This window comes from Hyphococcus sp. (genome assembly GCF_965267305.1).
Classification (GTDB): domain Bacteria; phylum Pseudomonadota; class Alphaproteobacteria; order Caulobacterales; family Parvularculaceae; genus Hyphococcus.
This window is the reverse complement of record NZ_OZ253945.1, coordinates 2,632,092-2,646,159: the sequence shown is the minus strand read 5'-3', so window position 1 is coordinate 2,646,159 and position 14,068 is coordinate 2,632,092. Positions and strand designations below refer to the sequence as shown.

The window sequence follows — 14,068 nt, the reverse complement described above, 5'->3', positions numbered from 1 at the left end:
GGGCGCGTGACCGCGCAAGAGGTGATCGCTGGGAAGGATGCCGGGCTGCGCGCCGCACTCGTGTCTTGCGGGGAGGCGCTGGCGCTAGAGCCCGCCATTGCTGCGCTAGGCGAAGAGCTCCTTGAGGAAAACCCTTTCTTTTCCGCTCCGGCGCTGCTGCCGGCGCTCGAGGCGTATGGAGACGATAAGACCCGGCTCGCCTGCGTCTGGCTCGGCGCGCGGCTGATCGCGCTCTGGCCCGTGGAAAAACGGCGTTTCTATGCGCGCCTCCCTTATCGCTACTGGGCGACATGGACCCATCCTCATTGTTATTACGGCGCGCCGCTGATTGCGCGAGGATTTGAGGAAGAAGCTTTCAAGGAGCTGTTCGCGCTGCTCGGCGACGGCGAAGAGGCGCGCTGCTTCGTCCGGCTCGGCCGTATCGAGCGGGACGGGCCGGTTTATAAAGCCGCGTTAGCGGCGGCGAAAGCGAAGAAGCGCCTAGCCTATGAGGCAGGCGCGATCTCGCGCGCGGCGCTCCAAGGTGGCGCAAGTGTTGAAACGACGCTCGCCGTCCATGTGCGCAAAAAGAAACGTAAAGAGCTTCAACGCCTGCGCAATCGCCTCAATGAACTGGGCGATATCGCCGTGCGCGAAGCAACGCCTACGGACGATATCGCCGCCTGGACGGAAGAGTTCCTCATTCTTGAAGACAAGGGCTGGAAAGGGAAGAAAGGCACGTCGCTGAAATCCAGCGAGCGCGACGCAGACTGGTTCAGGAACACATTGCGACGCGCTCATGAAGCGGACGCGCTGCATTTCATGCGGCTCGACATCGATTTCCGCCCGATTGCAATGCTGGCGACACTCATGGAGGGCGGCGTGGGTTATTCTCTCAAGATTTGTCACGATCCCGCTTTCGACCGGTTTTCGCCGGGTGTGATGATCGAAATCGAAGCCATGCGCTCGCTTCTTGCGCGCGAAGGATTCCGGTTCGCGGATAGCTGCGCCGCGCCCGATCATTCCATGATCAACGGACTGTGGCGCGCGCGGCGGGTGGTTACCGGCCTCAATGTGAGCGGGCGGGGCCTGGGCTCCAAGGCCGGGCTGGCGCTTGCGAAAGCGCTTGAGGGCGCCCGCGACCGGTTTCCCAAGGAATAGCGGAGATGGTATTTGATCCCGCCTCCTTGCGCCCATTTTCTGCGAGCTATCCGAACTTGCCAGCGCGGCTCCGCCATCATCTGACCGATCATCCGTTGTTGGAGATCGATAGGCTCGTCGTGCTCGCCCGCGTGCTTCCTGAGAGCGCCGTCGAATATAATTCCGGCGACCTTCCCATCGGTCAGGATCCGGCGAAAACGCCCATGAACGGCCTCACGCCGGAAGAGACGGTGCGCCGCATCGCCGAAAACAAATCCTGGATCGTGCTAAAAAATATCGAACAGGATGGGGATTATGCGGCGCTGTTGGAAGGTTGCGCCGCCGATGTAGCGCCGTCGGTGAAAGCGGCGACGGGCGAGATGCATAAATGCGAAGGCTTCATCTTCGTTTCTTCGCCTGCCTCCGTGACGCCATTTCACATGGACCCTGAGCACAATATTCTGATGCAGATGAGGGGAACAAAGACATTCACGATCTTCCCTGCGAAGGCCGATGCGATTGTCACGGATGAACAGCATGAAGCTTTTCACCGCGCCGGCGGACACCGAAACCTTCCGTATAAAGATGAGTATGCCTCTCTCGCAGAGAACGTAGAGCTCTCACCCGGCGACGCGCTTTATGTGCCGCTGAAGTCTCCCCATTGGGTGAAGGTCGGCCCGGAGGTCTCGGTCTCGCTGTCCGTGACCTGGCGGTCGGAGGCGTCCGACGCCGAGGCGCAGCTGCGCCGCGCCAATGGCTGGCTCCGGTCCAAGGGGCTGACGCCGCCGCGCCCCGGCGCCGCGCCCATGCGCGACCGGGCGGCTATCCTCGCCGCGCGGCTGGCGGCGCGCCTCAAACGCTCTTAATGACTTGATATTGCTGGCGCTGGTCTATGGCTCTGGGCTGGTGTAAAGAGCGGGACTTTTTTTGATTTTCAGGGAGGCAAGCATGGCGGAAATGCTGGATTTCGACGTCCCCGCCAGCGATCTCGCCCAATGCGCCAGCCCCGAAGAGGCGACGGCGCGGCTCGAGGCGCTCTATGACGAGGCGCATGCGCTCACCCGCGAGCGCTTCGACCGCTATCTTGCAGGCGGGGCGATGGAGGAGGGCGGCGGCGCCGTCTATCCCTATCTATGCGCGGTGGTGCCCGCCGAGGCCGCGCCGCAGACCTCGAAACTCGCCCTGGGCCAGATTGCAGCGGTCAGCGTCCACGGAACGACGGTGACGCATCCGGCGCTGTTCGCGAAGTATTTTCAGGCCCAGCTCTCTTACATCATTGAGCGCTATTCCGCGAAGGTGTTCGTCGGCCGGTCCTTCACGCCGATCCCGCTGACTTTCGCCCTCGAAAAGGCGACGGCGAGTCTCACCGCCGACAAGCGCAACCAGCTTCAGTATCATTTCCACACGCCGAACCTCGTCTCCACCAATGACGACATCGTCGATGGCCAGTTCATCCTGAAGCGCCACGGCGCGATGCCGCTGTCGCTCTTTACGGCGGAGCGCGTCGACTATTCCCTCCACCGCATTCAGCATTACACGGCGACGAAACCAGAGCATTTCCAGAACTATATTCTGTTTACGAACTATCAGCGTTATGTGGATGAGTTCGTGGACTATGCGAAGGCAGAGGTCGAGGCGGGCTGCGCCGACGCGCTCATCGAACCCGGCGACCGTATTACAACGAAATCGCAAAAGCCGGCGACGCCGCCTGTGGTGCGCCTGCCGCAAATGCCGGCCTATCACCTTGTCCAGAAAGGCCATGACGGCGTGACGCTGGTGAATATCGGCGTGGGCCCCTCTAACGCGAAAACGATCACGGACCATCTCGCGGTGCTGCGCCCCCATGTCTGGCTGATGATAGGCCATTGCGGCGGCCTGCGCCGATCGCAGCGGCTCGGTGACTATGTTCTCGCCCACGCTTACTTGCGCGAGGATAATGTGCTCGACGACGTCCTGCCGCCTTCCGTGCCGCTGCCGACCCTCGCCGAAGTGCAGCTTGCGATGACGCAGGCGGTGCAGGAAGTCTCCGGCATTGGAAAGGAAAAGCTGAAGGAGCATCTGCGCACAGGCACGGTCGTCACCACGGGCGATCGTAACTGGGAGCTTCGCTTCGAGCGGAACGCCGTCAGGCTCAATCAGGCGCGCGCCATCGCCATCGACATGGAATCGGCGACCATCGCCGCCAACGGCTATCGCTACCGCGTGCCTTACGGAACGCTCCTGTGCGTCTCCGACCGGCCGCTCCATGGCGAGGTGAAGCTGCCCGGCATGGCGGACGCATTTTATCAGGAGCGCATCAGCCAGCATCTCGACATCGGCATTCGCGCCATCGATCTTCTGCGTGAGGAAGCGCGAGCAGGCACCCTTCATTCGCGCAAGCTCAGAAGTTTCGACGAGCCGTTCTTTCGCTAGTCTCTGGCGTTAATTCGTCATCTCGATGAGCTCGATCTTGAAGAGCTTCGGCCAGTATTTGCCGGTGACGTAGAGAATGTCGTCTTCGCCTGCATGGGCGACGCCATTCAACACGTCCGTCTCGCCGGGGACGATGTCCTCGGCTTCGAGCAGGCCGCGCATGTCCACAATGGCGGTGACGGCGCCGCCCTCCGGATCGATCCTCACAAGCGCATTCGTCTTCCAGACATTGGCGTAAATCGCGCCGTCCACCCATTCGAGTTCGTTGAGCTGACCCAACGGCTTGCCGCGCAGGGTCACCTCAAGGCGGCGCTCTTCGGCGAAACTATCGGGGTCAATGAAGCGCAATTCCGGCGTGCCATCGCTCATGATGAGGTGTTCGCCATCATAGGTGAGGCCCCAGCCTTCGCCTTCATAGGCGTAGCTGTTCTTGAGATCGAAATCGTCGGCGCCGAAGCGGAAAGCGGCGCCTTCGCGCCAGCTCAGCATGAAGATGTCGCCGCCGGCATGGGCCGCGCCTTCGCCGAAATAGGACTGCGGCAGGTCGGTTTTACGGACCACTTCACCGCTTTCCAACTCCACCAGCCGCAGGGAGGATTCGCCATACTGGCCGGTGGATTCGTAAAGCGCGCCCTCGTGAAAAAATAGCCCTTGGGTGAAGGCGTCGCGGGAATGAGGGTATGTTTCAAGAATGCGGTAGCTGTAAAGCAGCGGCTCGAGGGGCTGCTGCGCATAAGCGGCGCCTGTCGCGCCTACAAGCATCGTCAGGAACGCAACAATCAGTTTCACAGCGGCTTCTCATACATGCGATAGGTTTTGTAGATTTCTGCGCCCATGTCGAGCAGCATGTTGAGCATGGATTCATTGCTTTCGAGAATCCACGAGAGCTCCGAATGAATGACGCCGCGCGAGACATTGGCGTCCTGCGACAGCTGGATCATCTTGTAGGCGAGCGCCGTGCCGACGGGTTTTCTTTGCAGTTTGCGCACGACGCCCATCAGCGGCATGCGCGCGCGAGGGATCGGCTGGAATTTCAGGCGCCAGACCAGCTTCGCCCAGTTGAACGGCAGCAGCTTGCCGCCGAAATCGCGAGTGAGATTATTGACGTCGGGCAGGACAAGGCTGAACGCCGCCGGCTCTCCGTCATAGTCGCAGAAGACGACGTTGTAGGGCGAAATGATGGGCCGCAGTTCCGCGGCCATGTGTTCGATCTGGTCTTCGGTAAACGGAATAAAGCCCCAGTTATCGCTCCAGGCGTCGTTGAAGATATGGATGAGCCGTCTGATTTCAGTCTTGAAATCCGACATGTCGATATTGCGGAAGGCGACTTTCGGATTCGAAAGCGCCTTGTCGATAAAGCGCTGGCGCTTTTCCGGCATCAAGTGCGGACGCGGCACATATTGAAGGGCGTGCATGTCCACGGCTTTTGAAAAACCCTCAGCCTCCAAAAGCTTCGCGTAATAGGGCCGTCCATGGGGCATCATCACATAGGGCGGCGTGTCGAAGCCGGAAACGAGCAGTCCGGTTTCCTCGTTAATGCAGTTGTTGAAGGGGCCTAGAATTTTCGACATGCCCTGGCTTTTCAGCCATTTGGCCGCGGTTTCGAGCAGGACCTGCGCGACCGCCTGATCGTTAATGCATTCGAAAAAGCCGAAATGGCCGGCGCCGTCCTGATGGCGGTCGAGATGGGCTTTGTTGACGAGCGCCTGGATGCGCCCCGCCGGCGCGCCGTTTTTGTAGGCCACCCAGCGCTTCAAGGGCAGGCCTTTGATTGAGGGATTCTTGCCGGCGTCGAGCCGCGCCGAAAGTTCGTATTCGAGCGGCGCCACATAATTCGGATCATCCGCATAAAGACCGTTCGCCATGCGAATGAAGGTCTTAAGGTCTTCCGCCGTTTCAACGGGGCGAATATCAATTGCGGCTGTCTTGTCGAGCATGCGCGTTGTGATCCGATAGCGAGCTTTTTCGGGACCTTAGCGCGAATGAGCGCCCAGTAAAATGAGCGCTCAGCGGATGGCGCCTAGTTCAGCTCGATGTTGACGCGGGCGCCGCCCTCGGCCGTCACCTCAAACAGCGCCTTTTCCACCGGCGGCGGGGCGAACACGACCTTGGGGTTGTTGGAGATGCCCCAGGGCTCGGCCGGAAGGCCAAGTCCGGTCTTGTCGAAATCGCCATTGGCGTTTTCGTCGTGATAGGCCGACATCGCGAAGAGCCCGCTTTCCGGCGCGTGGAGGCAAAGCTTCGTTACGGGCGCTTTCGCGGCGAATTTCACCTGATCGATACGGCCGCGTCCGCGCAGAAAGCCTTCCTCGCGATTGGGAAAGAGATCGACGGTGACAAGGCCCGAGCTCTTTTTCAGGCCCGAAATAATGACGCGGATTTCGTTTTCCGCGCCGGTGCAACTTACATGGTCGAAGGTGAAATCCGCTTCGGTGATTTCCGCCTTTTTTGCGAAGGACGGCGCCGCCATGGCGGCCAGCGCGACGCTTGCAATGATCCCGATACGCTTCACATTGGGCTCCTCAAACTTTATCCGCGAGCCGCCCCATATAGGCGTCGTCAACGCCGATGATAGGGGCGAAATAGGGCGCTTTTGCGCCTGACGCGTTTGTGAACCCGCGTCCCGGCCGCGTTTCAACCAATCCGGTCCGTCCCTCTAGCAAGGATTTGCGACACCTGCGTGTAGGTCAGGCCGCGGCGACCCGTGCGGAGGGAAAGGCCTCGGCGAGCGCGCCATAGGCGGCGACAAGCCGGTCGATATCGTCATTGGTGTGCGCGGAGGAGACCGCGAGCCTTAAGAGCGAGTCCTTGCCCGGCGTTCCCGGCGGGACCGCCATATTGACGTAAACGCCCTGTTCCAGAAGGAAGCTCCAGGCCTCAAAGGCGTCTTCGCGCGTCGGCAGCAAGACGGAAATAACCGGCGCCGGCTCGGCCGCAAGCCTGAGGCCGTATTGCGTGAGCGCCGCATGGAGGCGCTTGGCGTTCTCCCAGAGTTTCTCCCGGATCTCGGAATGCGCCTTGATATTGGCGAGCGCGGCGCCCGCCGATGCAATGGTCGCCGGCGAGGGCGAGGCGGTGAAGCGGTAGGGGTTTGACGAAATGCGCAGATATTCGGCCTCGCGGTGGTTCGAAGCGAGGAAACCGCCGATCGCCGCCAGCGCCTTTGAAAAGGTGCCGGTGTAAAAATCGATCTGGTCCATGACGCCCTGGGCCTCGGAAACGCCTTTGCCGGTCTCTCCGTAAACGCCGAAGGAATGCGCCTCATCGACGAGCAGCATGGCGCCGTGTTTGTGCGCGACCTCGACGAATTCCTTAACCGGGGCGATGTCGCCATACATCGAATACATCCCTTCGATGCAGACAAGCTTGCCGTTATATTTCGGATCGAGGCGCGCGAGGCGCTTGTCTAGGCTTTCCGGATCGTTGTGACGGAAGCGGATCGTCTCCGCGCCTGAAAGTCCGCAGCCGTCATAGATGCAGGCGTGGCAATCGGCGTCGATCAAGACCACATCTTCGCTGCGGTCGACGAGCCCGGCGATGGCGCCGAGATTGGCGGCGTAGCCGGTGGAAAAAACGAGGCAATGCTGCATGCCGAGATAGTCGGCGAGGTCTTGCTCAAGCTTTTTGTGCCCCGCGAAAGTGCCATTGGCGACGCGCGATCCCGTAGTGCCCGTGCCTTCGTGATCGAGCGCTTCTTTCGCCGCGGCGATGGCGCTCGGCTCGAAATTCTGTCCGAGATAATTATGCGTGCCGGCGAGCACTGTTTCTCGGCCTTTGATCTTCGCGCGGGTCGGCCCGAGCACTTCCTCCATGACGACCGTGAACGGATTTTTCCCGATCGCCGACAGATGGTCATAGAGCGCGGCGTTCTTCTCGAATTTGTCAAACAGGCTCATCTTTACGATTGTTCTTTCTTGATCTTGTGAATGGCGTCCACAAGTTCGCCGATGGTCTTGATCTCGGAGATCGTGTTGACCGGGATGGAGATGTCGTAATTGTCTTCGATGTCCATGACGACATCGAGAAGGGAGACGCTGTCGATTTCGAGATCGGCGATGATGTCGGTCTCGCGGGTCAGCTTCACGCCCTTTTCATTGAGCGGCTCGAGAAGCGAGGTGATCTTGTGGAATACGAGGTCGTCGTCTTCCTGAATGCCGGACATCGTCATGTCTCCCTGGAGGCGCATTTCCCCGCGCCTGATTAAAGCAAACCGCGTTCTTGATACCAACAGGCGGTTTTGGCAAATCCTTCTTTTAACGGCGTCGTCGGCCTCCAGGCCGTGGCTTCGCTCAAAAGGTTGTCCCGCGCCACCCAGTCCGGGTGGAAAAACTCGTTGATCTGTCCCTCCCGCACGCTGGGGCCCCGGCCGAGCGCCCCTTCCACAGTTCTCACCGCGCCATGATAGGCGGCGATGACGCGTCGCGGAACAGCAATTGGGCGCGTGCGTCGGCCGAAAACTTCGCCCAGGGCGGCGCCGATCTCGGTCCAGGCCCACCCCTCGGGCCGCTCATCCGCGACTTCATAGACCGCGCCGTGCGGGGCCGAAACGCCCGCCAGCAGCGCGCCGGCCGCATCCTCGACATAAAGGATCGAGGCGCGGGCGGGAGGCTTCGTTCCCGGAGCGAGCGCCAGGCCCGATTTCACCAGCTTGAAAAACGGCAGGGTCACCATGTCCCGGGGCCCGTAGATCGCGGGGAGGCGCAGGGCGACCCATTCGCCGCCCGGTCTTGCGACGGCGCCTTCGCTGTCGAACTTGCTTTTGGCGTAAGGAGAGACTTCCGGCCGCCGCGCGGACATGGAGGAGGCGTGAACGAGTTTCGCGCCCGCCCTTTTCGCCGCTCGCGCCGCCGCCTCGGCGCCCGCCACATTGACGCGCTCGTAATCTTGGCGCGCCCGCGCATGAGTGACCCCGGCTAGATGAAACAAAACATCCGCGTCTTTTGTGAGCGCCGCCAGCGCGGTTTCATCTTCCAGCGGGCCTTTGACGACGCGCAGCTTGTCTGCAGACGGAAGCCGCGCCGGGTCGCGCGCCAGCGCCGCGACGTCCCAGCCTTCTTTCAATAGCAAATCGATAAGCGCGGCGCCGACAAAGCCGGTGCCGCCTGTTAGCGCCGCTTTCATTCTTGTGTCCGGTCAGAGCGTTTTCAGGAGTTTAAAGCATTACGCTTTAAACGGATACCATTCGGCGTTCCCGCCGCGACCAATTTAAAGTCTCGCCTCGGCGAGCGGGCGCGTTTCTTCGTCTTCGCCGGCATCCTGCGCGAAGGCGCCGTCGAGATATTTCTGCTTCACCTTTGCGCGGGAAAGCTTGCCCGACGAGGTCATGACCATAGAGTGCGGCCGGGCGAGCACGATCTCCGCCGGCGCGCCGACGGCATTCTGCACGACGCCGGCGATTTCACGCTTCAGCGCGGCGAGCGCGTCCGCATCCATGCCGCGGCGTTCGGCGACGACGACAATGCGCTCGCCATGACCGTCATCGACGGAAAACGCCGCGACCCCGCCGCCGCGAACGCCGTCGACTTTCTCGACCGCCCATTCAATGTCCTGCGGCCAGATATTGCGGCCATTGATGATAATAAGGTCTTTTGCACGGCCGGTAATGACGATCTGGCCATTGAGGAAATAGCCCATGTCGCCGGTGTCGAGCCACTCGCCGTCATACATGGCGCTGGTGGCGTCAGCGTCGGAGAAATAGCCCGGGGTCAGGCTCGGCCCCTTGATGTAGATGCGGCCCACATGGCGTTCGGCGCAAGGCGCGCTGTTCTCGTCCCGAACCTGGATTTCATGACCCGGAAGCGCGCGCCCGCACAAAACGAAGCCGCGGCGATTTTCGGGAGAGGTGAGCGTCGATGCAGGTTGCGCGACGCCGGAGCGCGTATAGTGGCGCATGTCCACTTCATCGACGATGATCGGCGATCCGAGCTCCGGAAAGGAAATCGCAAGCGTCGCTTCGGCCATGCCGTAGCTCGGCGTGAAGGCGTTGCGGTTGAATCCCACATCGGCGAAGGCGTCTGCGAAAGCATTGAGGGCTTCGGGACGCACCATGTCGCCGCCAATACCGGCGACGCGAATGGCGGAAAGATCGATGGCGCCAGGCTCGGCGCGCGCGGAGCGTTTCGCCGCGAGATCGTAACCGAAAGACGGGCTGTAGGTGATCGTCGTCTTCTGTTCGGTCATGATGCGCAGCCACAAAAGCGGGCGGCGCACGAAATCCGACGTTGCGAGGAAGTCGACGGAGACTTGCGCGGTCATCGGCGTCAGCACGAAACCGATCAGTCCCATATCATGATAGAGCGGCAGCCAGCTTGTGGCGCGGTCGCCGGACTTAAGCCCCATGCCGTCGCGGGCGATGGCGGTGAGGTTGGCGCAGACCGAACGCTGCAGGCCGATGACGCCTTTGGGCGCGCTTGTCGAACCGGACGAATACTGAATGTAGCAATATTCATCTGCGCTGAAACGCTGCGGCGTCGCGCCTTTGTCCTCGAGGGCGTTCAGTTCGTCATAGCTGTAGATGTCGGCGCCGCCGGCGGTCGCGGCGGCTTCGTCGAGAAACTCGCGCAGTGTTTCGGGACCGATCGCGGCGGCGGCTTTCGCGCCCGCGATCATCTGGCGGATCTGGTTGATGTAACCGTCCTTGCCGCCGAGATTGACGGGCATCGGCATTGGCGCCGGGACGAGGCCCGCATACTGGCAGGCGTAAAATGTGACGATGAAGTCAGGGCTTGTCTCGGCGATGACGGCGAGACGATCGCCGCGTTCGAATGTTCCTGCGAGTTTCGCTGCAAGTGCGAGCGCACGCTTGCGCAGTTCTGAATAGGACAGCGTCGCAGCGACTTCGCCGCGCAGATTGAAAAAGGTGAACCCCGTCTCGCCCTGGGCGGCGTAATCGAGCGCGTCGCAAATCGTTGCAAAGCCGCTGAGCTGGTGGGGCAAAGACGCATTGCTGCTGGGCAACGCCGTCTGCGGCTCCGTTTGCTGACTGACGGTCATGATTACGCCCCGCACTCTCTCCGGCCTTCCCGGCTTCTTTAAGCGCCGGACGGAAAGCCGGCCTTGCTGCGCGTCCATTGAGACGCTTCCCGGGCGCACGCCCCTAGCCCCAGCGTCACGACATTTGCCCCGTGACACCGAGTAATCTTGAGCCGATACAAGGCCTTGGGTCAACGGGCAAGTCCGCCGAGGGCCGCGGCGCTTCAAGATTTGCAGCCGGATGTTACAGCATGTTGCAAAGGCGCCGCGATATTTGATCGCGCTCAATGCGATCAGGGCCCCTCGCTGCTTGAACCCTTGCAAGGCCGCGCCTAATTTCGCGTCTCAACAACCCCCCGAAGGAACGCCAAATGCGCCTGTTTGTCGGTTATAAAGCCTGGAAGGAGGAGGAATATCTCCTCAACCGGATGACCTTCAACGACCTCGTGAAGGCCTATGTGACCTATCCGGCGATTCAGGTTTACGCCCTGCTCCTGATCGCGGCGCTGGCGACGGGCATCGCCACGATCCAGTCTATCCCGCTGTTTTTTGCGGCTTTTTTAGTCGGCGCGCTGATTTTCCCCATCGCCTGGTACATCACTCATCGTTTCATCTTGCATGGAAGCTGGATGTACAAGACGCCGTTCCTGGCGGGCTTCTGGAAGCGAGTTCATTACGATCACCACCGCTATCCCAATGATTTATCAGTGCTTTTCGGCGGCCTCCACACGACGCTGCCGCCGATCCTCTTGATCGCGGGCCCTGTGGGCTGGCTCATCGGCGGCCTCCCCTGCGCTGCGGCGGCCGTGGCGGGCACTGTGGCGATGACCATGTACACGGAATTTCTGCATGCGGGAGAACATCTCGCCTTCGAACCGAAGTCGAAATTCTGGAAGGACATCAAGAAGCGCCATCTCGCCCACCATTTCCACAACGAGAACGGCAATTACGGCATTGCGGAATTCTTCTGGGACAAGAGCTTCGGCACGTTCTACGCCGAGACCGCCGACCGCGAGCGCAGCGCGACGGCCCGCAATCTTGGTTACACAGACGAAATGGCCCAGAAATATCCTTGGGTTCGCGAGCTCACCGACGCGGAGCCAGACACCCGCAAGGCCATGCGCAATCGCGGCGCTGCATCCTGAGACGGTGCGCGCCGCCATTTCGGCGCGCATAAACATTTCAAGTATTTAATCGGCGCTCCCGGACCGATCCGGGAGTATTCTGCGTCTTTGGCGCCGAATAACTTTTTGTTGATTTTGCCAAAGGGCTTTGTCAGTTTCCCGCCGACATCGAAAGGGGGCTGGTTGAAGCGCGCGCGGGGAGTCGATCCCGTTGCTGCGGCCATGCCGGCGGCCAAAACCATCAGAACATAATTCGAGGAGAGGTTAAGACATGAGCTTAGCGCTTTGGCTGGTCATTGGGGCCGGCTTGCTCGCCATCGCCTACGGCGCCGTCACCGTCAACCAGGTGCTGTCGCTGCCGACGGGCACGGACCGCATGAAAGAAATCGCCGCCGCCATTCAGGAAGGCGCGCAGGCCTATCTCAATAAACAATACACGACGATCGCCATCGCCGGCGCCGTCGTGTTCATCGTTCTTCTGCTCGCCTTCAAGCTCGACTTCATTCCGGCCTTCGGTTTCGCCATCGGCGCAATCCTGTCGGGGGCGGCCGGGTTCATCGGCATGCTTGTTTCCGTGCGCGCCAACGTCCGCACGACGCAAGCGGCCTCCGAGAGTCTTGCGAAAGGTCTTTCAGTTGCGTTCAAGGCCGGCGCCATCACCGGGATGCTCGTCGCCGGTCTCGCCCTGCTCGGTCTCGCCGCTTATTACGGCATCCTGACAGCGGTCATGGGCCATGCGCCGGAAAGCCGCTCCGTAGTGAACGGCCTTGTCGCCCTGTCCCTTGGCGCCTCGCTCATCTCGGTGTTCGCCCGTCTCGGCGGGGGCATCTTCACCAAGGGCGCCGATGTCGGCGGCGACATGGTGGGCAAGGTCGAAGCCGGCATTCCCGAAGACGATCCGCGCAACCCGGCGACGATTGCCGACAATGTCGGCGACAATGTCGGCGACTGCGCCGGCATGGCCGCGGACTTGTTCGAGACTTACGTTGTCACTGTTGCGGCGACCATGGTTCTCGGCTCGATCCTCTTCACGGAAAACGCCGCGACCTTCATGTTCTACCCGCTCGCCATCGGCGCGGTATGCATTATCACCTCAATCGTCGGCACCTATTTCGTGTCGCTCGGCAAAGGCTCCACCAACATCATGGGCGCGCTTTATAAAGGCCTCGTGGTGACGGGTATTTTGTCGCTCGTCGCGGTGGGCATCGTCACCTTCCAGATGTTCGGCTTCTCCGAAGCCATCGGCTCGACTGAGCAGGGCAAGCCGTTCACCGGATTGTCGCTGTTCCTGTGCGGCGTGCTCGGTCTCGTCGTGACGGGCCTCATCGTATGGATCACCGAATACTACACCGGCACCGCCTATCGTCCGGTGAAGTCGGTCGCGAAATCTTCGGAGTCCGGTCACGGCACCAACGTCATCCAGGGCCTTGCGGTCTCCATGGAGGCAACGGCGCTGCCGGCGATCGTCATCGTTGTGGCCATCATCACCGCCTACAATCTCGCCGGTCTCTTCGGCATCGCGACGGCGGTGACGACGATGCTCGCGCTTGCGGGCATGATCGTCGCCCTCGACGCTTTCGGTCCGGTGACGGACAATGCGGGCGGCATCGCGGAAATGTCGGGCCTTGAAGGATCGGTCCGCGAAACCACCGACGCTCTCGACGCCGTCGGCAACACGACCAAGGCCGTCACCAAAGGTTATGCGATTGGTTCAGCGGGCCTCGGCGCGCTCGTTCTTTTCGCGGCGTATACGAAAGACATCGAGCACTTCTCGGCCCATCCGGCGGACTATCCGTTCTTCGAAGGCGTCAATGTCACTTTCTCGCTGTCCGATCCTTATGTGATCGCCGGCCTCCTGATTGGCGGCCTCTTGCCCTATCTCTTCGGCGGCATCGCCATGCAGGCCGTGGGCCGCGCAGCAGGCGCCATCGTTGAGGAAGTGCGCCGCCAGTTCCGCGAAAAGCCGGGCATCATGCAAGGCACCGAAAAGCCGGACTATGCGCGTGCGGTGAACATGCTGACCGGCGCGGCGATCAAGGAGATGGTGGTGCCGTCCATGCTGCCGATCCTTTCGCCGCTGGTTCTTTACTTCGTCATCTACGGCGTGGCGGGCAAAGCCGCGGCGCTCTCGGCGGTGGGCGCCATGCTGATCGGCGTCATCGTCACGGGCCTCTTCGTCGCCATCTCCATGACGGCGGGCGGCGGCGCCTGGGACAACGCCAAGAAATACATCGAAGACGGCAATCATGGCGGCAAGGGTTCGGAAGCCCACAAGGCCGCCGTCACCGGCGACACGGTGGGCGACCCATACAAGGATACGGCGGGCCCGGCGGTGAACCCGATGATCAAGATCACCAACATTGTGGCGCTTCTGCTTCTCGCGGCGCTCGCCGGTTAAGCGTCAGTCCACGGACGAAAAGAAAAGGGCCCCGTTCGGGGCC

Annotated in this window: 12 protein-coding genes; 5 read left to right on the top strand and 7 right to left on the bottom strand. The window is 61.3% G+C overall.

The features are described from left to right. Window positions 1-6: 6 nt before the first annotated feature. From ACQY5P_RS12550 to ACQY5P_RS12540, 3 genes are all read left to right on the top strand, one after another. Complete coding sequence (locus ACQY5P_RS12550) at window positions 7-1,140, top strand: GNAT family N-acetyltransferase (RefSeq protein WP_428407210.1); 1,134 nt, start codon at window positions 7-9, stop codon at window positions 1,138-1,140. A 5-nt stretch (window positions 1,141-1,145) separates the two neighbouring features. Continuing rightward, window positions 1,146-1,985, top strand: a complete 840-nt coding sequence (locus ACQY5P_RS12545) for a cupin-like domain-containing protein (protein ID WP_428407209.1) — start codon at window positions 1,146-1,148, stop codon at window positions 1,983-1,985. Between the two features lie 82 nt (window positions 1,986-2,067). After that, the gene (locus ACQY5P_RS12540; RefSeq protein WP_428407208.1) at window positions 2,068-3,531 is read left to right on the top strand and encodes an AMP nucleosidase; all 1,464 of its coding nucleotides are present in this window, start codon (window positions 2,068-2,070) and stop codon (window positions 3,529-3,531) included. Between the two features lie 9 nt (window positions 3,532-3,540). Here ACQY5P_RS12540 and ACQY5P_RS12535 read toward each other — a convergent pair whose 3' ends face one another. From ACQY5P_RS12535 to ACQY5P_RS12505, 7 genes are all read right to left on the bottom strand, one after another. Beyond that, window positions 3,541-4,320, bottom strand: coding sequence for a glutaminyl-peptide cyclotransferase (locus tag ACQY5P_RS12535; protein WP_428407207.1), 780 nt, complete (start codon window positions 4,318-4,320; stop codon window positions 3,541-3,543). Next, window positions 4,317-5,468 (bottom strand): dATP pyrophosphohydrolase, encoded by a 1,152-nt coding sequence (locus tag ACQY5P_RS12530; protein ID WP_428407206.1) that lies wholly within the window; start codon window positions 5,466-5,468, stop codon window positions 4,317-4,319. Before ACQY5P_RS12530 ends, ACQY5P_RS12535 begins: the two co-directional genes overlap by 4 nt. A gap of 83 nt (window positions 5,469-5,551) precedes the next feature. Then, on the bottom strand, window positions 5,552-6,043 hold the full coding sequence (locus ACQY5P_RS12525; protein ID WP_428407205.1) for a DUF2141 domain-containing protein: 492 nt from the start codon (window positions 6,041-6,043) through the stop codon (window positions 5,552-5,554). Window positions 6,044-6,218: 175 nt separating this feature from the next. After that, the gene (gene spt / locus ACQY5P_RS12520; RefSeq protein WP_428407204.1) at window positions 6,219-7,427 is read right to left on the bottom strand and encodes a serine palmitoyltransferase; all 1,209 of its coding nucleotides are present in this window, start codon (window positions 7,425-7,427) and stop codon (window positions 6,219-6,221) included. Between the two features lie 2 nt (window positions 7,428-7,429). Further along, window positions 7,430-7,693, bottom strand: coding sequence for an acyl carrier protein (locus tag ACQY5P_RS12515; RefSeq protein WP_375201856.1), 264 nt, complete (start codon window positions 7,691-7,693; stop codon window positions 7,430-7,432). A 38-nt stretch (window positions 7,694-7,731) separates the two neighbouring features. Then, entirely contained in the window at window positions 7,732-8,652 is a 921-nt protein-coding gene (locus ACQY5P_RS12510; protein WP_428407203.1) for an NAD-dependent epimerase/dehydratase family protein, read from the bottom strand. An 84-nt stretch (window positions 8,653-8,736) separates the two neighbouring features. After that, window positions 8,737-10,524 (bottom strand): fatty acyl-AMP ligase, encoded by a 1,788-nt coding sequence (locus tag ACQY5P_RS12505; protein ID WP_428407202.1) that lies wholly within the window; start codon window positions 10,522-10,524, stop codon window positions 8,737-8,739. A 350-nt stretch (window positions 10,525-10,874) separates the two neighbouring features. On the opposite strand from ACQY5P_RS12505, the gene ACQY5P_RS12500 reads away from it, so the two are divergent. Both ACQY5P_RS12500 and ACQY5P_RS12495 read left to right on the top strand, forming a co-directional pair. Continuing rightward, on the top strand, window positions 10,875-11,648 hold the full coding sequence (locus ACQY5P_RS12500; RefSeq protein WP_428407201.1) for a sterol desaturase family protein: 774 nt from the start codon (window positions 10,875-10,877) through the stop codon (window positions 11,646-11,648). A gap of 250 nt (window positions 11,649-11,898) precedes the next feature. Then, window positions 11,899-14,025, top strand: coding sequence for a sodium-translocating pyrophosphatase (locus ACQY5P_RS12495; protein ID WP_428407200.1), 2,127 nt, complete (start codon window positions 11,899-11,901; stop codon window positions 14,023-14,025). Window positions 14,026-14,068: the final 43 nt, after the last annotated feature.